The sequence below is a fragment of the Pseudoalteromonas prydzensis genome, assembly GCF_001661495.1.
GTDB classification, from domain to species: domain Bacteria; phylum Pseudomonadota; class Gammaproteobacteria; order Enterobacterales; family Alteromonadaceae; genus Pseudoalteromonas; species Pseudoalteromonas prydzensis.
The window spans coordinates 25737-45573 of the sequence record NZ_BDDT01000012.1; the positions used below are offsets into that span (position 1 = coordinate 25737).

At 42.0% G+C, this 19837-nt stretch carries 24 protein-coding genes; 15 read left to right on the top strand and 9 right to left on the bottom strand.

Annotated features, from left to right (window positions below; genetic code table 11):
- Window positions 1-6: 6 nt before the first annotated feature.
- A complete protein-coding gene (locus tag A7968_RS17300; RefSeq protein WP_064667824.1) occupies window positions 7-978 on the bottom strand; it encodes a calcium/sodium antiporter in 972 nt (323 codons plus the stop codon).
- A 255-nt stretch (window positions 979-1233) separates the two neighbouring features.
- Here A7968_RS17300 and mlaF point away from each other — a divergent pair, with 255 nt between their 5' ends.
- The 7 genes from mlaF to murA are packed head-to-tail and all read left to right on the top strand — an operon-like array spanning window position 1234 to window position 5893.
- Complete coding sequence (mlaF, locus tag A7968_RS17305) at window positions 1234-2049, top strand: phospholipid ABC transporter ATP-binding protein MlaF (protein ID WP_064667825.1); 816 nt, start codon at window positions 1234-1236, stop codon at window positions 2047-2049.
- Complete coding sequence (gene mlaE, locus A7968_RS17310) at window positions 2049-2828, top strand: lipid asymmetry maintenance ABC transporter permease subunit MlaE (RefSeq protein ID WP_064667826.1); 780 nt, start codon at window positions 2049-2051, stop codon at window positions 2826-2828. Before mlaF ends, mlaE begins: the two co-directional genes overlap by 1 nt.
- A 14-nt stretch (window positions 2829-2842) precedes the next feature.
- Complete coding sequence (mlaD, locus tag A7968_RS17315) at window positions 2843-3391, top strand: outer membrane lipid asymmetry maintenance protein MlaD (protein WP_064667827.1); 549 nt, start codon at window positions 2843-2845, stop codon at window positions 3389-3391.
- Between the two features lie 6 nt (window positions 3392-3397).
- A complete protein-coding gene (locus A7968_RS17320; protein ID WP_064667828.1) occupies window positions 3398-4072 on the top strand; it encodes an MlaC/ttg2D family ABC transporter substrate-binding protein in 675 nt (224 codons plus the stop codon).
- Window positions 4065-4358, top strand: coding sequence for an STAS domain-containing protein (locus tag A7968_RS17325; RefSeq protein WP_064667829.1), 294 nt, complete (start codon window positions 4065-4067; stop codon window positions 4356-4358). Before A7968_RS17320 ends, A7968_RS17325 begins: the two co-directional genes overlap by 8 nt.
- Window positions 4359-4363: 5 nt before the next feature.
- Complete coding sequence (locus tag A7968_RS17330) at window positions 4364-4621, top strand: BolA family protein (RefSeq protein WP_064667830.1); 258 nt, start codon at window positions 4364-4366, stop codon at window positions 4619-4621.
- Window positions 4622-4633: 12 nt separating this feature from the next.
- Window positions 4634-5893: a UDP-N-acetylglucosamine 1-carboxyvinyltransferase gene (gene murA, locus A7968_RS17335; RefSeq protein WP_064667831.1), complete on the top strand. Its 1260-nt coding sequence runs from the start codon at window positions 4634-4636 to the stop codon at window positions 5891-5893.
- Window positions 5894-5932: 39 nt separating this feature from the next.
- Here murA and A7968_RS17340 read toward each other — a convergent pair whose 3' ends face one another.
- The 3 genes from A7968_RS17340 to A7968_RS17350 all read right to left on the bottom strand — a co-directional run bounded on the left by A7968_RS17340 (window position 5933) and on the right by A7968_RS17350 (window position 9090).
- Window positions 5933-7015 carry a trypsin-like peptidase domain-containing protein gene (locus tag A7968_RS17340; protein ID WP_064667832.1) on the bottom strand — a complete coding sequence of 361 codons (1083 nt, stop codon included), beginning with the start codon at window positions 7013-7015 and terminating at the stop codon, window positions 5933-5935.
- A gap of 100 nt (window positions 7016-7115) precedes the next feature.
- Window positions 7116-8468: a Do family serine endopeptidase gene (locus tag A7968_RS17345; RefSeq protein ID WP_064667833.1), complete on the bottom strand. Its 1353-nt coding sequence runs from the start codon at window positions 8466-8468 to the stop codon at window positions 7116-7118.
- A gap of 178 nt (window positions 8469-8646) precedes the next feature.
- A complete protein-coding gene (locus tag A7968_RS17350; RefSeq protein WP_064667834.1) occupies window positions 8647-9090 on the bottom strand; it encodes a Z-ring associated ZapG family protein in 444 nt (147 codons plus the stop codon).
- Between the two features lie 153 nt (window positions 9091-9243).
- Here A7968_RS17350 and zapE point away from each other — a divergent pair, with 153 nt between their 5' ends.
- Window positions 9244-10332 (top strand): cell division protein ZapE, encoded by a 1089-nt coding sequence (gene zapE, locus A7968_RS17355; protein WP_064667835.1) that lies wholly within the window; start codon window positions 9244-9246, stop codon window positions 10330-10332.
- Between the two features lie 30 nt (window positions 10333-10362).
- On the opposite strand, the gene A7968_RS17360 is transcribed toward zapE, so the two are convergent.
- Window positions 10363-10635, bottom strand: coding sequence for a hypothetical protein (locus A7968_RS17360; RefSeq protein ID WP_208855849.1), 273 nt, complete (start codon window positions 10633-10635; stop codon window positions 10363-10365).
- Window positions 10636-10757: 122 nt separating this feature from the next.
- Between A7968_RS17360 and rplM the strand changes: the two genes are divergently transcribed.
- The 7 genes from rplM (at window position 10758) to A7968_RS17395 (ending at window position 15956) form a co-directional block, all read left to right on the top strand.
- A complete protein-coding gene (gene rplM / locus A7968_RS17365) occupies window positions 10758-11186 on the top strand; it encodes a 50S ribosomal protein L13 (protein ID WP_064667837.1) in 429 nt (142 codons plus the stop codon).
- A gap of 11 nt (window positions 11187-11197) precedes the next feature.
- Entirely contained in the window at window positions 11198-11587 is a 390-nt protein-coding gene (gene rpsI, locus A7968_RS17370; RefSeq protein WP_016710054.1) for a 30S ribosomal protein S9, read from the top strand.
- Window positions 11588-12214: 627 nt separating this feature from the next.
- On the top strand, window positions 12215-12805 hold the full coding sequence (gene petA / locus A7968_RS17375; RefSeq protein ID WP_064667838.1) for a ubiquinol-cytochrome c reductase iron-sulfur subunit: 591 nt from the start codon (window positions 12215-12217) through the stop codon (window positions 12803-12805).
- Window positions 12805-14070 (top strand): cytochrome b, encoded by a 1266-nt coding sequence (locus tag A7968_RS17380; protein ID WP_064667839.1) that lies wholly within the window; start codon window positions 12805-12807, stop codon window positions 14068-14070. The genes petA and A7968_RS17380 overlap by 1 nt, the downstream gene beginning before the upstream one ends.
- Complete coding sequence (locus tag A7968_RS17385; protein WP_064667840.1) at window positions 14067-14810, top strand: cytochrome c1; 744 nt, start codon at window positions 14067-14069, stop codon at window positions 14808-14810. Before A7968_RS17380 ends, A7968_RS17385 begins: the two co-directional genes overlap by 4 nt.
- A 79-nt stretch (window positions 14811-14889) precedes the next feature.
- Window positions 14890-15516 (top strand): stringent starvation protein SspA, encoded by a 627-nt coding sequence (gene sspA / locus A7968_RS17390; protein WP_064667929.1) that lies wholly within the window; start codon window positions 14890-14892, stop codon window positions 15514-15516.
- The gene (locus tag A7968_RS17395) at window positions 15516-15956 is read left to right on the top strand and encodes a ClpXP protease specificity-enhancing factor (protein WP_064667841.1); all 441 of its coding nucleotides are present in this window, start codon (window positions 15516-15518) and stop codon (window positions 15954-15956) included. The genes sspA and A7968_RS17395 overlap by 1 nt, the downstream gene beginning before the upstream one ends.
- Before the next feature lie 417 nt (window positions 15957-16373).
- Here A7968_RS17395 and dolP read toward each other — a convergent pair whose 3' ends face one another.
- From dolP to A7968_RS17415, 4 genes are read right to left on the bottom strand one after another with little or no spacing between them, the layout of a single operon-like run.
- Entirely contained in the window at window positions 16374-16940 is a 567-nt protein-coding gene (dolP, locus tag A7968_RS17400) for a division/outer membrane stress-associated lipid-binding lipoprotein (RefSeq protein ID WP_064667842.1), read from the bottom strand.
- Window positions 16940-17527, bottom strand: a complete 588-nt coding sequence (locus tag A7968_RS17405) for an SIS domain-containing protein (RefSeq protein ID WP_064667843.1) — start codon at window positions 17525-17527, stop codon at window positions 16940-16942. Before A7968_RS17405 ends, dolP begins: the two co-directional genes overlap by 1 nt.
- A 1-nt stretch (window position 17528) precedes the next feature.
- Complete coding sequence (locus tag A7968_RS17410; protein ID WP_064667844.1) at window positions 17529-17900, bottom strand: YraN family protein; 372 nt, start codon at window positions 17898-17900, stop codon at window positions 17529-17531.
- A 33-nt stretch (window positions 17901-17933) separates the two neighbouring features.
- Complete coding sequence (locus A7968_RS17415; RefSeq protein WP_064667845.1) at window positions 17934-19811, bottom strand: penicillin-binding protein activator; 1878 nt, start codon at window positions 19809-19811, stop codon at window positions 17934-17936.
- Between the last annotated feature and the right edge of the window lie 26 nt (window positions 19812-19837).

The following is a 19837-nucleotide window of genomic DNA, read 5'->3' on the forward strand; positions in this document are numbered from 1 at the left end:
GTAGCATTAAGCAACTTGGTTGAAAATATAACCTTGATAGACTAAAAACGCGACCAATAACAGGCCACCTTCAACTCGATTAATGCGTCTAGTGCCTTTAAAGCTTAAAGACATAGCAATCAATGCTATGGTGGCTGCAATCATTATTAGTGCATCACGGTTTGCCGCTGATGGGTCAATAATTGCTGGATTAATAATCCCTGCCAGTGGCAATACCGCTAATATGTTAAAGATATTAGAGCCGACAATATTACCCAGTGCTAAATCATCTTCTTTTTTCAGTACCCCTGCGATACAGGCGGCAAGCTCAGGTAAGCTAGTACCAATGGCAATAATGGTTAAACCAATGACCAGATCACTTAAGCCAAAGAATTTGGCAATATCAACCGCAGAGCCGACTAAAAAGTGCGAGCTGATAGGCAGTAATATCATACCTATGATTAACCAAAATAAAGCCGACTTAGTTGGCACATTATCTGGCACATCTTCACAAGCTTCACTGACAAATGGGTCATCAGCTTGGTTTTTAGCGCGAATAGAAATAATAACTAAGCCAGCAATAAATACGACAAAGCCAATGATTAATGCAACGCCTTCTGTAAATGAAAAGTAGTTATCAGAAAATACATACCAAGCAGCAATTGACACTAACAACACCAGCGGCATTTCACGCTTCAAGGTCATTGAGGATACTGAAAGAGGGCGCAATAGCGCGGTAATACCTAACACAAGTAAAATATTAGTGATATTTGAGCCAACGGCATTACCCACGGCTGTATCAGTTTTACCCGCAAGAGCAGCTGATGCTGAGACCATCATTTCTGGGGCTGACGAGCCCATAGCAACCACTGTTAAGCCAACAATTAGTGTAGGGACACCGAAATTTTTTGCCAGCGCAGCCGCGCCGTAAACAAAGCGATCTGCACTCCAAACGAGAGCTGCAAACCCGAGAATTAAAATGACAAAAGAAGTCACCATTGTGTTACGCCAATTATTCAAAATAAGATGACTGCAAATAGTAACAAAAGCCAACCTGAAAGTATAAATAAAAGAATCAGGTCAACTTGTTAGTAAGTCGTTATTTTTACCTCAGAAAAAATTATTTAAGCGTCTGTTAAGCCTACTGCTGTAAGGTTTTGCTTGTTATTACATAGAATATTACAAAATTTTACGAATTGTTTTTTCCATCTTGCTGTAAAAACGCTTAAAATAGGAGAACTAGTGAATATAGTAATGGAGAGCGACTTGTCGCAACCAATAGTAGAAATCAAGGATGTAAGTTTTTCTCGAGGTAATCGCAGCATATATAAAAATATGAGTTTTAGCGTTCCTAAAGGGAAAATTACGGCAATCATGGGGCCAAGCGGAATTGGTAAAACCACCATGTTGCGTTTAATTGGTGGTCAGTTAAAACCAGATAGCGGCACTATATTATTCGAAGGTAATAACATTCCAACTATGTCGCGTAAAGAACTTTACGCTGCACGTACCAAAATGAGTATGTTATTCCAAAGCGGCGCATTATTTACCGATATGTCTGTGTTTGACAATATAGCGTTTCCGCTGCGTGAACATACTCGCCTTAGTGAAGATTTAATCCGCCTAGTAGTGCTAATGAAATTACAAGCCGTTGGCCTTCGTGGTGCTCAGGATTTAATGCCTTCAGAGCTCTCAGGCGGAATGGCGCGTCGTGCTGCATTAGCACGCTCTATCGCACTTGATCCTGAATTAATTATGTATGATGAACCGTTTGCAGGCCAAGACCCTATTTCGATGGGCGTGTTGGTTAAACTGATTAAATCACTTAATCAAGTGCTCGGTTTGTCGTCGCTGATAGTGACTCATGATGTAACCGAAGTAATGAGTATTGCCGATCACGTTATTATTATCGCTGATCAAGGTGTTATTGGCAGCGGTACCCCGGATGAAATGCGTAATCATGAATCACCGCTGGTGCAGCAGTTCTTAAAAGGTTTATCAGATGGCCCTGTGCCATTTCATTTTCCTGCACCATCTTACCAGCAAGAGTTACTGGGAGGGCGCCGCTAATGTTCGATTTTTTGCAAATGCTAGGTCATAAAACGTTAGGGCGTTTTGCGGCGCTTGGCCGTTCTACACAAATGTTGGTTGGCGCACTGTGGAATGTTCCTAACTTCAGAAAAGGCACGCCTTTACTGGTACGTCAATTGTATATGGTAGGCTCGCAGTCACTGTTGATTATCATGGTGTCGGGTTTATTTATCGGCATGGTACTGGCGTTACAGGGCTACACTGTACTGGTTGGTTATGGCGCAGAAGATAGCTTAGGACCGTTGGTGGCATTGAGTTTATTGCGCGAGTTAGGCCCTGTTGTTACGGCATTATTATTTGCCGGACGAGCGGGCAGTGCGTTGACTGCTGAAATTGGTTTGATGAAAGCGACTGAGCAGTTATCGAGCCTGGAAATGATGGCGATTGACCCACTTAAGCGTATTATTGCACCGCGATTTTGGGCGGGCTTTATCAGTATGCCATTGCTCGCATTGATATTTTCAGCCGTTGCAATCATTGGTGCTCACTTGGTTGGGGTTGATTGGTTGGGGGTAGATACAGGTAGCTTCTGGTCAATCATGCAGTCGCAAGTGTCATTTCAGCAAGATATTTTAAATGGCATGATCAAAAGCTTTGTGTTTGCCATTGTCGTTACATGGATAGCGCTTTATAAAGGTTATGATTGTATACCGACCTCTGAAGGGATCAGTAAAGCAACAACAGAGACGGTAGTGCACTCTTCTTTGGCTGTTTTAGGGTTTGATTTTATTTTGACAGCGGTAATGTTTACCAGCTAATTAAGGTATAAAAAATGAATTCACGGAAATTAGAAATTTTAGTTGGTTTTTTTGTTGCGTTAGGTATCGCGGCATTTGCAATGTTGGCGTTAAAAGTAGCTAACGCAGGGATCAGCGGCAATGGCGAAACCTATTTATTAAAAGCTAAGTTTGAAAACATTGGCTCGTTAAAAGCACGCGCACCAATCAAGGTTGGTGGCGTTGTGGTTGGTCGAGTTGAGTCGATTTCAATTCATCCACAAGAATTTGTGCCCGTGGTTGATATGACCATTGATGCGCAATACCAATGTCGTTTTTCAGATACCAGCTCAGTGTCAATCTTGACCTCAGGTATTTTAGGTGAGCAGTATCTAGGTATTAACCCGGTTATTGCGCCAAAATCAGCTGAGCAAGCATGTTTTGGCGTTGCGGTAACCAGCGATGATAAAAATTTAGGGCTAGATGAGTTATTCGGTGTTGAAAGCAAAGCCTTAAATGATGGTGATTATATCACCGACACTAAATCGGCACTGGTGCTTGAAGAGTTAATCGGGCAGTTTTTATTCAATCAAGGCGGTGAGTAAGCAATTATGTTTAAACAATTTTTAATGGTAGTGGCGCTTACTTTCAGCGCAATCAGTGTAGCTAATGAGCCGGTCGATTTAACCGACCCATATAAAATGGTACGCCAAGTTTCAGATAATACGTTTCAGCGTATAACCCGTGATCAGCCTTTAATTGAAAAAGATAAAGAGCACTTACGCGTGATCGTAAAAGAAGAATTGATGCCGTATATTGATTATAAATATGCAGCACTGCGGGTGTTAGGCAGCCATGTTTCAAAAGTACGCTCAATTAAAGATCCGGCCGAGCAAAAACAAGCTGTTGAAGACATTAAACGCTTTATTGATGTGTTTCAAGAATACCTAATCGCAACCTATGCGGGGGTGTTTACGCAATACACCAACCAAAAAGTAGAATTTGGCCCAAGTAAAGAGTTTGCCGGACAAGATTTAGTGTTGGTAAAAACGAAAATTATTGAGCCGGGCAAGCCAGAAATTAAAATTGATTTTAAAGTACGTGAAGACCGCGGTGGTGAATGGCGTGCTTATGACATGGTAGCTGAAGGCATTAGCTTATTGGATGCAAAGCAAAGTGAATTCCAAGGCATTTTACGCCAACAAGGAATTGACCATGTAAGTAACTTACTTGAACAGAAAAGCAAGTTACCAGTGCAATTTAGAGGCGAAGGCGGTAATGAGTAAAGTAACGGTTACTCAGCTGAGCGAACAGCAATATCGAGTCAGTGGTGAATTGACTCGAAATTCAATTTCTGCTGAACGACTTCTGAATAAAAAACCACAAAGTGACCATAAAACTTGGTATTTTGACCTTTCTGAGGTGTCTAGGGTTGACACAGCGGGCTTAGCTTGGTTAATTCACTCTTTCGCAGAATTAAAGCAGCAAGGTATTCACCTTGAGTTGCAAAATATTCCTGAGCAATTGCAAAAATTAATGCAATTGGGACAGGTTACCAACCTATTTGAGTGAGAGTTATGGAAACAAGCCAGGTCGAAACCTTATTACGCGACGAGCTACAATTAGCTGAAGTACATGTCAAAGCCAACGGTAGTCATTATGAAGTCATCGCTGTTGGTGATTGCTTTGATGGCTTGAGCCGTGTCAAAAAACAACAGCTAGTTTATGGGCCGTTGATGAACACTATTTCTGACGGCACCATCCATGCAGTGTCGATTAAAGCTTTTACGCCGACCGAGTGGAAGCGCGAGCAAAAATTCATTTTACCTCAATAAAAAGGTTTCCTCATGGATCAATTTGTAATTCAGGGTGGAACCGGACTTGCCGGTGAAGTCACAATTTCAGGCGCTAAAAATGCTGCATTACCGATTTTATTTGCTTCATTATTAGCTGACGGTAAAAGTACCTTTAGCAATGTGCCTCGCCTACGTGATATTGGCACCACAGAAGCGTTGTTAAAAACCCTAGGTGCAGAAATCCAATGGCATGGTGACCAGCTTGTTATCGATGGTAGCAAAGTGGATAAAACCCTTGCCCCTTATGAGCTTGTTAAGCAAATGCGTGCATCGGTATTAGCCTTAGGGCCATTAGTTGCACGTTTTGGCCAAGCGCAAGTATCGCTGCCTGGCGGCTGTGCAATTGGCGCACGGCCTGTTGATATTCACATTCAAGGTTTAGAGCGCATGGGCGCGGTTATAAGCGTTGAAAATGGGTATATCAATGCCAAAGTTGACGGGCGTTTAAAAGGCGCTGAAATATATATGGAAATGGTCAGCGTAGGTGCGACCGAAAATTTATTGATGGCCGCAACCTTGGCTGACGGCAAAACCGTATTAGAAAATGCCGCTCGTGAACCCGAAATTATTGATTTAGCCGTGTGTTTAACCGCGATGGGGGCAAAAATTACTGGTGCCGGTAGCAGTCGTATTGAAATTGAAGGTGTTGAAAAACTACACGGTTGTGAGCACCGCATTTTACCTGATCGTATTGAAACCGGTACTTTCTTAGTCGCAGCCGCGATGGCTGGCGGTGAAGTGCTATGTAAACTTACTGATTTTCACAGCCTTGAGCCAGTCATTGAAAAGCTACGTGCAAGTAATGCCTTGATTGAAATACATGATGACAGTATTTACCTTGATATGCGTGGCCGTGAGCTTAAAGCTGTTAATATCAAAACTATGCCACACCCAGGTTTCCCTACCGATATGCAAGCCCAGTTTACCGCGTTAAATGTGGTGGCTAATGGCAGTGCGACAATCACAGAAACGATTTTTGAAAATCGCTTTATGCATGTGCCTGAGTTACAGCGTATGGGTGCTAATATTCGTTTAGAAGGCAATACCGCTATCTGTGGTGACACTAAAAGCCTAACTGGTGCGCAAGTGATGGCAACAGACTTACGTGCTTCAGCTAGCTTAATTTTAACTGGGATTGTGGCACAAGGTGAGACGGTTGTTGATCGTATTTACCATGTTGACCGTGGTTATCAACGTATTGAAGATAAACTCAGTGCATTGGGTGCAAATATCAAACGTCGAAGTAGTTAATAGCCTAGAACCTAGGTCCTAGCTTCTAGGCCCTAGGTTTTAAAGTTTAGTCTCAAGTTCTGCCACTTTAACCATTACTTTTAATACTTCTCCACTGCGATACAGTTCAAACTCAATTTCATGGCCTGGCTCAGAATTACCTATAATATTTAAGGTTTTTTGTGGGTTAGTGACATTTTCTCCAGCAATTTTTACGACAATATCTTGCTCTTTAATACCTGCCTGCCATGCAGGACCTAATGGATCAAGATTGGTAATGCGCAGACCTGCCACTGGCGTATAGTTATCGCTGACTTCTTTCCCTGTGCTATCAACAGCTGTACCTGTGAAACCTAAATAGCCACGTACAACGCGACCATGACGGATCAGTTTATCCATCACCTCTTTGGCTAACGAAAAAGGCACAGCAAAGAAGATACCTTGAATATCTAAGTTCTCGCGGGTTTTAAATTGTGCAGAAGTGATACCAACAAGATCGCCGTTAGAGTTCACCAGCGCACCTCCAGAGTTGCCCACGTTTATCGCTGCATCCATTTGTAATAGGCTGTTATAGGGGCTGTCGGTAATTTTTTGTTTACCAGTCGCACTGATGATCCCTTGGGTGATTGTTTGCCCTAAGTTGAGTGGGTTACCAATAGCAAGTACGACATCACCCACACGTGGTATAAAGCGCTCACTGATTGGAATAACTGGTAAATGTTCCACATTGATTTTTAATAATGCTAAGTCGGTGATGGTATCAAAACCAATCAACTGTACATCAAAATAACGGCGACCATCGGTGAGCAGCACCATAATTTGATCGGCATTATTGATCACGTGATAGTTGGTTAGAATATAACCATCACTCGACATGATCACGCCGGAGCCAAGTTCTTGCACGGTATTTTGTCGTTTATAGCGCGGTTCTTTTGAAATACTCTCTGAAATAATGGTTACCACCGATGGCGCTGCGCGTTCTACAGCATCGGCAAAACTCAGGTGGTCAATACTCATAGCGCTAGGTAAAGGCACATTGGGTAATAAGGTTGCACGCATATTAGGGCTAAAAAAAACCACCAAAAAAGCGATGCCGAGTCCCGCAAACAGCGGAGGAAGGACAAACTTAAAGAATTTCAGCACAATTTTCTTATTCTTAGTGAGCAATCTTGTAATGATGGCATAAAAAAAATAGCAGCGGCAAGTGCCACTGCTATTATTTATTGATTTAATCGCTTTGTTGTTACTGAATTAATACAAATACGGATTCTCGGCCACGTTGTACCCCAAGTACAATGTTACCTTTGGTATTTTCAATGATCTTATTCATATCATTAATTGTTTCAACGCGCTGACGATTCACTTGCATGATAATGTCACCTTCTTCAAGGCCAACCCGTGCAGCTGGAGAACGTGGATCTACAGAGGTAAGTTCAACCCCTTTATTACCATTCTTCTGGGTGTTTTCAAGGGTGGCGCCTTGGAATGCTGGGTGGAGTTCATCGCCTGAGGCAGTTAACCCTGATGCACCATCGAGCGTCACTTTAACTGTTTGCACTTTACCGTCACGATAAATACCTAGCTTAACTTTTCGGCCCTCACCGAGCGTGGCGATTTTACTGCGTAGCTCATGGAAACCACTGATCTCACTGCCATCTATGCTTGTGATCACATCGCCTGCTTTAATACCTGCTTTGCTAGCTGCAGAATCATCCATTACCTGCATAACATACGCGCCTTGTTTTACATCCAGCTTTTGTGCTTTGGCTAAGCCAGCATCAAGAGGACGCCCCGAAATACCCAAAGAGCCACGACGCACTTCACCATGCTCAATAATTTGATCAACGAGATTTTTCATCATGTTTGAAGGAATGGCAAACCCTATCCCAACATTACCACCAGAGGCGCCTAAAATTGCGGTGTTAATGCCAATTAGCTCACCGTTTAAATTAACTAACGCACCGCCTGAGTTGCCTTGGTTTATTGCTGCATCGGTTTGAATAAAGTCTTCATAACCTTCAATATTTAAACCACTACGACCCAAGGCACTAACAATACCTGAGGTTACGGTGTGGCTTAAACCAAATGGATTACCAATGGCAACAGCAAAATCACCTACGCGCAATTGATCTGAATTAGCTAGCTTGACTGCGACAAGATCGTCGGCCTCAATCTGTAGTAACGCGATATCTGACTCTTTATCGCTACCAATTTTTGTTGCTTCGTACTCGCGGCCGTCTTCAAGGGTTACCAGCATTTTCTCTGCGTCTTGAACTACGTGATTATTGGTAACCACGTAACCTTCTTCTGCATCGATAATAACGCCTGATCCTAAGCCGCTAAATTCACGCTTTTGACTACGTGGTTGCGGGTTACCGAAAAAGAAGTCAAGCGGATCGGCGCGACGGCGTACTTCTTTTGAGCCGGAGACTTGAATGCTAACAACGCCCGGTGTTATTTGTTCTAGCATTGGCGCTAACGTTGGCAATTGTTGACCATTCACAGCGATAGGCATTTTTGCCATTGATACAGCTGGGGCTAATAATAAGCTGGTAGATAACATTGCTGCACTGATTAACGATAATTTCATTTTCATAGTCAGGGTTTACTCCACATCACAGGAAAAAGCACAAACAAAAAAGGCTGCAAATGCAGCCTTTCTTCATTAATCTCGTTCTAACCACATTATAATAGCTAGCTATTGCAAGGGGTTTAGAACTGTATATAAAACATAAGCTGCTCTATTACAGACTATGGGGTCAAAAAAAAGTTCATCAAGAGACTTTAGAATGTTCTGAAACTTTATCTTCGCCAGCAAATAATCCCGAGGTACCTGATACATAATCAGCGGGTTGCGCATTTGCTGACGAGCGATCACTTTGACGTTCTTTTAAAGAGCGTTGTAATTGCTCGGTTGTTTCTTTTGAGAAGAATGGTTCAGCAGGGTGCTGTTTTTTATCAGTTAGTAATAGCTTATTAGTTTCATCAACATGATTTAATAATTGATCATAGTTGTCTTTCATTTTGCTAACTAATTTACTGGTACTTGCTAAATGATCAGCCACGTCTTGGCGATATTGCTCCAAGGCATTCTTAGCTTGTTCAGCTTGTTGTTCTAACTCATCTTGCTTAAATTGTTTTTTGGTTACAAATGCACCAAGGAAAAATGCAGCCACTGCCACAATAACAATAATGCCGATCCAAGTAACTGTGCCCATAAATTCTACCCCTTTGGGAATTAATACGTAAAAAATAAAAATAACGCCTTGATTGCGTATTCAAGAATAAATCCTGTTGTTGCTAATATACCCCGAGTTACGATGCGTGTTAACATATTGCGTAAATTAAACCGTGTTTTATTGTAACTATCTATGACTCCTTGGCAAAAATATCAACAAGATTTACAGCGCGATGACTTTGTTTACGATGCCGCGCAAGAAAACGCAGTGCGTCACCTGCAAAGGTTATTTGATGACTTAACGGCCGCGAAACCGGCTACTAAAAGTTGGTTTTCTAAACTCTTTAATAAAGATAGCACGCCGCCTATAAAAGGGTTGTATTTTTGGGGAGGAGTAGGGCGCGGTAAAACATATTTAGTTGATACTTTTTATGAAGCTTTACCCGGCAAGCGCAAGATGCGTGTGCATTTTCATCGGTTTATGCATCGTGTTCATGATGAATTAAAAAAATTAAATAACACGGCTAACCCATTAGAAGTGGTGGCGGATATTCTAAAAGCTGAAACTGACATTATCTGTTTTGATGAGTTTTTTGTGCAAGATATTACCGATGCCATGTTGCTCGGTGGTTTAATGGAAGCCTTGTTCGCCCGTGGTATTGTGTTAGTGGCAACCTCTAACATAGTGCCTGATGAGTTATATCGCAATGGCTTACAGCGCGCGCGTTTTTTACCAGCAATTGCTTTGGTTAACGCCAATACTGAAATCGTCAATGTCGATTCTGGCATTGATTACCGTCTGCGTACTTTGGAACAAGCAGAAATTTTCCACAGTCCTTTAGATGCTCAGGCTGATAAAAACTTATTTGAGTATTTTGATAAATTATCGCCGGAGCCAGGCGTTCTTGATCAAGCTATTGAAATTGAAGGGCGGATGATCAAAACACGTAAAGTATCAGATTGTATCGTGATGTTTGATTTTCCTGAGCTATGTGAAACCGCTCGAAGCCAAGTCGACTATATGGAAATAAGCCGCTTATATAACACCGTGATCTTATCGAACGTAAAGCAACTAGGGCAAAATAATGATGATGCCGCGCGTCGCTTTATAGCTTTAGTGGATGAGTTTTACGAACGCCATGTAACATTAATTATCTCGGCGGAACAACCGATCACTGAACTCTATACCCAAGGCAATCTTAATTTTGAGTTCAAACGTTGCATTAGCCGTTTACAAGAGATGCAGTCGCTAGAGTATTTAGCAAGAGAGCATTTGGCGTAACTTGAGCCGTCAGCCGTCAGCCGTCAGCCGTCAGCCGTCAGGTAAAGATAAGATTTTCTTGACTCTGAAGTTGATAGGGACAAAGTTTTGATAGCTGATAGCTGATAGCTGATAGCTGATAGCTGATAGCTGATAGCTGATAGCTGATAGCTGATAGCTGATAGCTGATAGCTGATAGCTGATAGCTGATAGCTGATAGCTGATAGAACAAATTTCTTGCGGAAAAAACAACCGTCGAGTAGCAATGTGATAAAAGTGCTGGTATACTCCCGCGTCTGCCACGTTGCGTTCTATTGCCTTCATCAGATTAGCCTCTTTTGAATGGCGCTAAAGTCTTAAACTCGAAGGGGTTGGAGCAAACATTTAGAGCGGTAATTAATAATAATTACCTGTGGTTTTAATTGAAAAACATTGGATTTTTATAAATGAAAACGTTTGTTGCTAAACCAGAAACAGTAAAACGTGACTGGTACGTAGTTGACGCTGAAGGTAAAACTTTAGGTCGCATCGCTACTGAAATCGCTCATCGCCTACGCGGTAAGCACAAAGCTGAATATACTCCACACGTAGATACTGGTGATTACATCATCGTTATCAACGCGGAGAAAGTTACTGTAACTGGTAACAAATTCAAAGATAAAGTGTACTATGCACACTCTGGTTTCCCAGGTGGTCTTAAGTCTGTTACTTTTGATAAACTTCAAGCTGCAAAGCCTGAAATGATCATCGAGAAAGCTGTTAAGGGCATGTTGCCACGTGGTCCTTTAGGCCGCGCTATGTACCGTAAACTTAAAGTTTACGCGGGTACTGAGCACAACCATGCTGCACAACAGCCTCAGGTTCTAGACATTTAAGGAGCACTAACATGGCAAATCAATACTACGGTACAGGTCGTCGTAAAAGTTCAAGTGCTCGCGTATTCTTACGCCCAGGCACTGGTAACATCGTAATCAACAATCGCTCTTTAGAAGAGTATTTTGGTCGCGAAACAGCACGCATGGTTGTTCGTCAAGCTCTTGGGCTTGTAGATATGACTGAAAAGTTTGATCTTTACATCACCGTTGCTGGTGGTGGTACTACTGGTCAAGCTGGTGCAATCCGTCACGGTATCACTCGTGCACTTATGGAGTTTGACGAGTCACTACGTCCACAACTTCGTAAAGCAGGTTTCGTTACTCGTGATGCACGTAAAGTTGAACGTAAGAAAGTGGGTCTTAAGAAAGCGCGTAAGCGTCCACAGTTCTCAAAACGTTAATATTTACGTTATCAAGAATTTCAAAAACCCAGCTTCTGCTGGGTTTTTTGTTTTTGGAGCTATATAAAGTTAGCGAGAGTAAAGTTAGAGAAGAAAGTAGCGATAATCCTTGAGTTGTATATAGCGGCGTTATTTAATTAATCTTGAAAAACTCGCCAACTCGCACTTTTTATCAGACATAAGCAAACTCGTATCAAATATGCGCCTAATAATTAACCTTCCATAGTCTTTCCTGCGTATAACCTTAAAAAAAGTTCAATAATTATCGTAATAAGTGTAAATCCGTCAGTTAATTGGTGAATTTTTTTGCTACAATTGTCTGGCAAGTAATGTGAGTGAGTTCAACAGCACCATGTGCAGTTTATCTGTTTCCTCTTAGTGAGGTTGATCTTGGTCAGTATATTGTTTTTTTAAAGTCGTTATCATAGCAAACGGCTTCATACTCGAGCCGACCCTATTAATAATTTAATTAAATCGGGTTTATTCGAGCATGGAACTGTGAATAACCTTGTTTTAATCAAGGGTTTTAATTATGATCGCGTCTATTTTAAAATTTCTAAAAATTAACCTGCTGTAACTGATGTTCTCAATATAGCAAGTGTTGGGAATCATAGTGGAGATAAGTGGATGAGCAATGCGCCTGTAGACAATGGCCGACGTCGCTTTTTAACCATAGCTACCTCTGTTGTAGGTGGTGTTGGTGCGGCTGGGGCTGCTGTTCCTTTTATTGCGTCTTGGAATCCAAGTGAGCGAGCTAAATCTGCGGGTGCGCCTGTAGAAGTAGATATCAGCAAACTTGAGTCAGGACAATTAATACGTGTCGAGTGGCGTGGTAAACCTGTATGGGTTGTATCACGTACCCCAAAAATGCTTGAGCAGATGAAAGCACATGAAGGTCAACTTCGTGATCCTGCATCTGAAGAGCCTCAACAACCTGAATCAGCTGTAAACGAATACCGTTCAAAACGTCCGGAAATTTTTGTTGCGGTTGGTATTTGTACACACTTAGGTTGTTCACCTGGCTTTTTTGAAGGCAACTTTAGTGAAAAAGTAGAAGGGACCGACGACGGTTTCTACTGCCCATGTCACGGTTCTAAATTTGATATGGCTGGTCGCGTATTCCAAGCGGTTCCGGCGCCATTGAACTTAGAAATACCGCCTTACACCTTTATCGATGACACCACTATTTTAGTGGGCGAAGAAGAAGGGGCTGCCTAATGTTTGGTAAGATTATTGGTTGGATCGACGACCGTATCCCAATGACACGTGTTTGGAACATGCATATTGCACAGTATCCAGCACCAAAAAACTTTAACTTCTGGTACTTCTTTGGCTCATTAGCCATGTTAGTGCTAGTAAACCAAATCCTAACAGGTATTTGGTTAACGATGAACTTTGTGCCTTCTGCTGAAGGTGCATTTGCATCTGTTGAATACATCATGCGTGATGTTGAATACGGCTGGTTGTTACGTTATTTGCACTCAACGGGTGCATCAGCGTTTTTCATCGTTGTATACCTGCATATGTTCCGTGGCATGATCTACGGTTCTTACCAAAAACCACGTGAATTACTGTGGTTGTTTGGTATGTTTATCTTCCTAGCGCTAATGGCTGAAGCTTTCATGGGGTATTTATTACCATGGGGTCAAATGTCATTCTGGGGTGCACAGGTAATCATTTCATTATTCGGTGCGATACCGGTAATTGGTGATGACTTAACACTTTGGATCCGTGGTGATTATGTAATTTCAGGTGCAACGCTTAACCGCTTCTTTGCATTACACGTTATTGCCTTACCATTGGTTATTGTTATTCTTGTATTCTTACACATTGTGGCACTTCACGAAGTGGGTTCAAATAACCCTGATGGTGTTGAAATCAAGCGTAAGAAAGGCTCTGTAGCTGAAGAAGATAAGCCTAAATTTAAATTCCATGAGTATTACACTGACAAAAAAGACATTGTTGATGCGATACCGTTCCACCCATATTACACCGTAAAAGATATTATGGGCGTGGTTGGTTTCTTAATCTTATTCTGTTGGGTTGTGTTCTTTATGCCTGCGATGGGTGGGTTCTTCTTAGAAGCGCCTAACTTTGAGCCAGCAAACCCACTTAAGACTCCTGAGCATATTTTCCCAGTTTGGTACTTTACGCCATTCTATGCCATCTTACGTGCAATCCCTGATAAGTTAATCGGTGTTGCAGCAATGGGTGCATCAATTGTCGTACTTGCACTATTACCTTGGATTGACCGTGGCACAGTGAAATCGGTTCGTTACCGTTGTGGCTTCCATAAATGGAACATCGCAGGTTTTGTCGTTACTTTCGTTTTACTTGGTTGGGTGGGTGCAACTCCACAAACTGATTTGAAAACGATTATTTCGCAAATCTGTACTGTGACTTACTTTATGTTCTTCGTACTGTTATTTGTATACAGTAAGAATGAAAAAACTAAGCCATTGCCAGAGAGGTTAACGAAATGATGAAAAAGCTAATTATCGGTTTATTTGCTTTATCAATAAACGTATTGCCGGCAATGGCTGCGGGTCCTTCGGTTCCATTAATGGAAGCGGGTAATGACCTAACTGATCAGCCATCATTGCAACGTGGTGCAAAGTTGTTCATGAACTACTGTCTTGGTTGTCACCAAATGCAGTATCAACGTTATGAACGTACTTTCCGTGATATCGGTATTCCTACAGATGTAGGTCTTGAACAGTTAATTTTTGACGGTTCAAAAGTCGGTAGTCACATCACTAATTCTATTGAAAAAGATGATGCTGCAAAATGGTTTGGTGCGGCTCCGCCGGATCTAACAAATGTTGCGCGTGTGCGTGGCAGTGATTGGATTTACACCTATTTAAAATCGTTTTATAAAGATGAATCTCGTCCGTTCGGTGTGAATAATACAATATTTCCATCGGTAGGTATGCCGCATGTTCTGCAAGAACTGCAAGGTTTACCTACGCCTATTACTGAAGAAGTGGAAGAACATGGTCACACTGTGACTAAAGTTGTTGGCACTAAAACAGATGGTACCGGTGAATTAAGTGTAGATGAATATGACCAAGCAGTTCGTGATTTAACGAACTTCCTAGAGTACGTAGGTGAACCTACGCGTCTTGAATCGGAAGCGCTGGGTCTTAAGGTAATCGGATTTTTAATTATTCTGTTTATCTTGTCATTTATGCTGAAGAAAGAATACTGGAGAGATGTTCATTAATTTTGAACATATTTAAAGGTAATTTTGCAATAGGGGCTTAAGCCCCTTTTGCTGTTTTTGTTATTTAATGGAGGTAGGCATGGCCGTAGCTGCCAATAAGCGCCCTGTAATGACCCTTTTTTCTGGTGCTAACTGTATGTATAGCCACCAAGTACGTATTGTACTTGCTGAAAAAGGCGTAAGTGTAGATATTCATCTGGCTGAAAAGGACAACCTGCCAGAAGCACTTCATGAAATTAACCCTTACGGAACAGTGCCAACACTGATCGACCGTGAGCTAGGTTTATATCAGGCAAACATCATCATGGAATACCTTGATGAACGTTTTCCTCATCCTCCACTAATGCCAGTTTATCCGGTAATGCGTGGCCGTAGCCGTTTAATGATGCATCGTATCGATACGGATTGGTACAGCCTTGCTGCAAAAATTTACGCAAATGGTGCAGAGTCTGCACAAGCGCGTAAAGAACTAACAGAAGCTTTACTAGCTGTTTCAGCAATCTTCACTGAAGCGCCATACTTTATGAGCGAAGAATTCAGTTTAGTTGATTGTTACTTAGCACCATTGTTATGGCGTTTACCAGAGCTTGGTATTGAGCTGACAGGTGCAGGTTCTAAAGAGATGAAAGAATATATGATCCGTTTATTTGAGCGTGAATCATTCCAAGCTTCTCTTACTGAAACTGAGCGCGAGATCCGTTTGTAATGACGCCTAATCGTCCTTATTTACTTCGTGCTTTCTTTGATTGGATTGTTGATAACCAGTGCACGCCGCATTTAGTGGTGAACGCTGACTTTCCTGCCGTGCAAATACCAACGCAGTTTGTTCAAGATGGACAAATCGTATTAAATATTAGCCCGTCAGCTGTCACACAATTCTCAATGGATAATCAGCAACTAAGCTTTAGTGCTCGCTTTGGTGGTCAGCCAATGCAAGTATACGTACCAATTGGTGCCGTGCTTGCTATTTATGCCCGCGAAAACGGTGAAGGCACTGTGTTTACCGCAGATGAGTTTTTAGAGGACGAAGACGAGTTTGCAGCTGAGTTAGAAAGTGTTGATATCGCAGATGAATTATTACCTGACGAACCAGCACCAACTAAGCCAGAAAAGAAAAAAGGCTCACACTTACGTGTTATTAAGTAATATGTAATTGTTTGATAAAAACCGCTGATTAAGCGGTTTTTTTATGTCTGTATAAAAGTAAGTGAAAGGTGAAGCCAAGTAAAGTGTTTGGTTTCAGCGTAGGCGCGGCTTTATGCCGCGCAGGTGTAGTTTAAGTTCACGGGCGACGAGCTGCGAGCTGCGAGAAGCGGGTTAAGGTTGATTGTTGTAGCAACGGGTTACCCGCGTTTTAAGCGAAAATGCGTGAGGTACACTCCCGCGTACAGGAATTAAAAAGCCTTGCAATATTAACTGCAAGGCTTATAAGTTCCTCGAACCTAGAACCTAGAACCTAGAACCTAGAACCTAGAACCTAGAACCTAGAACCTAGAACCTAGAACCTAGAACCTAGAACCTAGAACCTAGAACCTAGAACCTAGAACCTAGAACTTGATACCTCTACAAATACTCAAAGACCTTAATAACACGTTCTACGCCAGAGACATTACGGGCAACGTCTACTGCTGTATTTGACTCGGCATCAGACACTAAGCCCATTAAAAATACTTCGCCGTTTTCAGTAACTACTTTAATATTGTTGCTGCTGATATTGTCAGTGGTGAGTAATTGCGTTTTTACTTTAGAGGTTAACCAAGAATCATGGGTTTGGGTGCTCATACTAATGTTAGAGCCTATGCGCAGCTGGTTATGTATTTTACGTATTGCAGGTAGGCCCTCAATGGCACGCTGAGCTTCATCTTTCATTTCTTGATTAGCAACTTGGCCTACTAACAGCACGATGCCGTTAACGCTAACCACGCTGATATTGGCATGATCAGCAAGGCGCGGTACATCGTTGATTGCCACTCCGGCTTTTATTTCGATATTACTATCATCAATTTGTGAACCAAGCGTTCGGCGATCGTTCGCAGCAGTAACTGCACCGGCAGTGCCTGCAACCACCGCAGCGGCGCAACCTTGTAATAATAAAACCGTACTGATAACGATAAGTGATTGTTTCAACATTAATTTTCTTCCTGTGGGAATAGGGTTAAGTCGACGAGTTCGCTTAAACAATGCAGATTAACCAAATGAGACTCTATAATGCGACTCGGACGTTTTGATGGCACTCGTATTTCGACATCATTGGCACCCAATAAACCGACCAACTCACCACCATCATCGCCAACGAGTACAATGACTTTCATATCTTTGGTGAGTGCCGCTTCAACTGCACTAATGATGTTTTTTTCATTACCATTGATTGCTAGTACTAACAGTAAGTCGCCTTGTTGAGCAAAGGCACGAATTTGCCGAGCGAAAGTTTCTTGGTCGTCACTTTGATTGCTTTGGCCAAGATTAATATGTTCTTGAGAAAGCGCAATTGCAGGTAAGCAAGGACGCTCAGTTTCATAATAGTTGATTAGTACGCCAGCCATGTGTTGAGCGAGCATATGGCAGCTTGCAGTGCCACAACAAATCAACTTATTACCATTGATCAGGCTTTGCGCTATGGTAAATGCAGCTGCTTCTAAGGCGCTAGGGAGTACTTCACCTGCGGCAATTTGCACTTGAATACTTTCTGTGAAAATTTCTTTAATGGTATCTTGCATATTAAAATACGTTTTTTATCCAATTAAGTTGTTGTGATGCTTCGCCGGTTATAGCGACAAAATCAATTCTTATAGCTTGATCACTCAGTTTTTTAGCTGCTAGATAATGGTAAATAGTACGCTTTAAACGTTCCTGCTTTTGTTTACCTAAAGCATGGAGTGCGCCACCTTTAACATGACTACTGCGAAATTTCACTTCCACAAATACTAACGTGTTGCCATCGCGCATTATTACATCTAGCTCCCCGTAAGGGCAGTTATAGTTACGCTCGATTGGGATTAACCCTTGCGTCACTAGGTACTTTTGAGCTTCAAGCTCGTAATACTGACCTTTCTCTCGGCTATTCTGCCACAGCTGTTTAAACCACGACATGACCACATCCTTGTTTTATATACTTGCTAACAGCTACTCACTGTCTGACACTGTGCTAGCTGATTGCATAAATAGAGGCAATGGTGCAGTTGTTTCTAACTGCACAGCTTGAATTTGTCTGTCTTTGTATTGTGCCCAATTAAGGTGACGATTAACTTGCCCATCACTAGTAATACTTAATTGACCGGTTAAACCATTAAATCGCTTACCCGGGATCATACTCAATTGAGTTATATTACTCAGCATCGCCACCGAGTCATACGCCATGGCAAATAAACGTTGGCTTATATCTGCTTGCTCTGGCCACAGCGAGTTATATTGCTGACGCAAAGTATGATCAGTTATTTGTCCGCTCAGCATCCATGGAAGTTCAGTAAAATATAATCCATCAAGATCGCCCTTATCTGTACTATCAATTTGTTTACTATGACTTTTGGAGCTTGCATAAAGAGGAATGCGATCAGCAAAGGTACTGACATTGACATCTAAATACGGTTTTATCAGCCGTGTTTCAATCGCATCACCAAGAATATAAATAACATCAATATCGCGGCGAGATCGAGTTTCACTCTCTACTTCTTGTTTAAATAATGCTTTAACAGTGGCAATTCGCTCTTTGGATTTATCTACTTCGAGCAAGCTAACAATGGTGGTTGGCATATCTTCTTTATTATTATAGAGCCCGACTTGTGGAGCGGTTTCGCTGTAGCGTTGCCATTGCATGTTGAAAAAATCAACTAAGCGTTGTCCGGCGCTATTGTTTGGCGCTAGTAACATCGGTTTTTGGTAGCCAACAGTTAAAAAATGCTCCAGAGCTTGTTGTACTTCGTGCTCAGGATTAAGCGCAAAAAAATAATGCTGCGCAGATTGACGCTCACCATCAAAAGAATTTAAGTGTAAAACAGGGTAATCAAGCAATGTTTTACTGACTGCAAACTTATCGATACTGCCTTTAAGGAGCGGCCCAACTATAAAACTGGGTTGTATTTCAAGTAGTTTTGCTGAGATCTCCGCAGGGCTGAGCATTTCATCAATAAAAATGGTTTCACCAATTGATGCATTATCTAACGCAGCTAATGCTCCTGCTTTTAAAGCATCACCTAAGCGCTCATTGGCGCCAGATTGCGGCAATAACACCACTAAGCGCTCAATCTTAAGCGGTTCGATCGCCATTAACTCCGCCACTTTCTTCGGTAATACATCAATTGCAGGGTGTCCAGGGTAGCGGCGCTGCCAATTATTAATGGCTTGATCAAGTTCTACCGGCGCACCTAAATACACTTGGTGATAAAGCGCTAAGTTTACCCAGCCTTGCTGCACAACTGAGCCGCGATTAAAGCGCTCCAACGCATAGGAAGATAATTGTTGTAGGTTTTGCCACAGGTCTCTGTTGAGTTGTGGAATCGTTAAATTATTTTTACTGGCAGTTTCAGAGGCACGAAAGAAATAGGTCATGGCCTCTTTAGGCAAGTTTTGTGAGGCATACACACTGGCGGTTAAATATTGATGCCAAGCAAAGTGCTCAGGCTGGCTTAGCTGGTTATCTAAACTGGCTAAAATCTCAAGTGCCGCGTTATTCTTATTTTGTTGTTTTTGTGCAAAAGCGATATACAGCTTATTTTGCACTTGGTCTACGCTTGGAGTTCGCTCCAATTCAGTACATACTAGCTCTAGAAGCGGCCATTGCTGTTCGGTGATAGCGGCATCGCGTGCGCTATAAAGCAGTTGAATTTTATCTGCACCTTGGCGATTTAAAGCTAATTGGTACATCGATTGTGCATCAGCCGTTTGAATTTGTGACGTGCTATTCGCGGAACTGAGATTTTCAGTGGTTTTAGTCGGTTTTTCGGTTGTACTACAGGCCGATAACCCTGACAATATAATAACTAGACTAACAAGTTTAAGTCGCACAATGATTTCCCAATACGTTAAACGCG

Bases quoted from the DNA above. Each gene is read 5' to 3' on its own strand.
- A7968_RS17330 (WP_064667830.1), top strand. From the start codon at position 4,364: ATGGAAACAAGCCAGGTCGAAACCTTATTACGCGACGAGCTACAATTA.
- mlaF (WP_064667825.1), top strand. From the start codon at position 1,234: ATGGAGAGCGACTTGTCGCAACCAATAGTAGAAATCAAGGATGTAAGT.
- A7968_RS17320 (WP_064667828.1), top strand. From the start codon at position 3,398: ATGTTTAAACAATTTTTAATGGTAGTGGCGCTTACTTTCAGCGCAATC.
- dolP (WP_064667842.1), bottom strand. From the start codon at position 16,940: ATGTTGAAACAATCACTTATCGTTATCAGTACGGTTTTATTATTACAA.
- zapE (WP_064667835.1), top strand. From the start codon at position 9,244: ATGACTCCTTGGCAAAAATATCAACAAGATTTACAGCGCGATGACTTT.
- A7968_RS17410 (WP_064667844.1), bottom strand. From the start codon at position 17,900: ATGTCGTGGTTTAAACAGCTGTGGCAGAATAGCCGAGAGAAAGGTCAG.
- rpsI (WP_016710054.1), top strand. From the start codon at position 11,198: ATGGCAAATCAATACTACGGTACAGGTCGTCGTAAAAGTTCAAGTGCT.
- A7968_RS17350 (WP_064667834.1), bottom strand. From the start codon at position 9,090: ATGGGCACAGTTACTTGGATCGGCATTATTGTTATTGTGGCAGTGGCT.
- petA (WP_064667838.1), top strand. From the start codon at position 12,215: ATGAGCAATGCGCCTGTAGACAATGGCCGACGTCGCTTTTTAACCATA.
- rplM (WP_064667837.1), top strand. From the start codon at position 10,758: ATGAAAACGTTTGTTGCTAAACCAGAAACAGTAAAACGTGACTGGTAC.
- mlaD (WP_064667827.1), top strand. From the start codon at position 2,843: ATGAATTCACGGAAATTAGAAATTTTAGTTGGTTTTTTTGTTGCGTTA.
- sspA (WP_064667929.1), top strand. From the start codon at position 14,890: ATGGCCGTAGCTGCCAATAAGCGCCCTGTAATGACCCTTTTTTCTGGT.
- A7968_RS17325 (WP_064667829.1), top strand. From the start codon at position 4,065: ATGAGTAAAGTAACGGTTACTCAGCTGAGCGAACAGCAATATCGAGTC.
- A7968_RS17380 (WP_064667839.1), top strand. From the start codon at position 12,805: ATGTTTGGTAAGATTATTGGTTGGATCGACGACCGTATCCCAATGACA.
- A7968_RS17405 (WP_064667843.1), bottom strand. From the start codon at position 17,527: ATGCAAGATACCATTAAAGAAATTTTCACAGAAAGTATTCAAGTGCAA.
- A7968_RS17395 (WP_064667841.1), top strand. From the start codon at position 15,516: ATGACGCCTAATCGTCCTTATTTACTTCGTGCTTTCTTTGATTGGATT.
- A7968_RS17300 (WP_064667824.1), bottom strand. From the start codon at position 978: ATGGTGACTTCTTTTGTCATTTTAATTCTCGGGTTTGCAGCTCTCGTT.
- murA (WP_064667831.1), top strand. From the start codon at position 4,634: ATGGATCAATTTGTAATTCAGGGTGGAACCGGACTTGCCGGTGAAGTC.
- A7968_RS17385 (WP_064667840.1), top strand. From the start codon at position 14,067: ATGATGAAAAAGCTAATTATCGGTTTATTTGCTTTATCAATAAACGTA.
- A7968_RS17345 (WP_064667833.1), bottom strand. From the start codon at position 8,468: ATGAAAATGAAATTATCGTTAATCAGTGCAGCAATGTTATCTACCAGC.
- A7968_RS17360 (WP_208855849.1), bottom strand. From the start codon at position 10,635: ATGAAGGCAATAGAACGCAACGTGGCAGACGCGGGAGTATACCAGCAC.
- mlaE (WP_064667826.1), top strand. From the start codon at position 2,049: ATGTTCGATTTTTTGCAAATGCTAGGTCATAAAACGTTAGGGCGTTTT.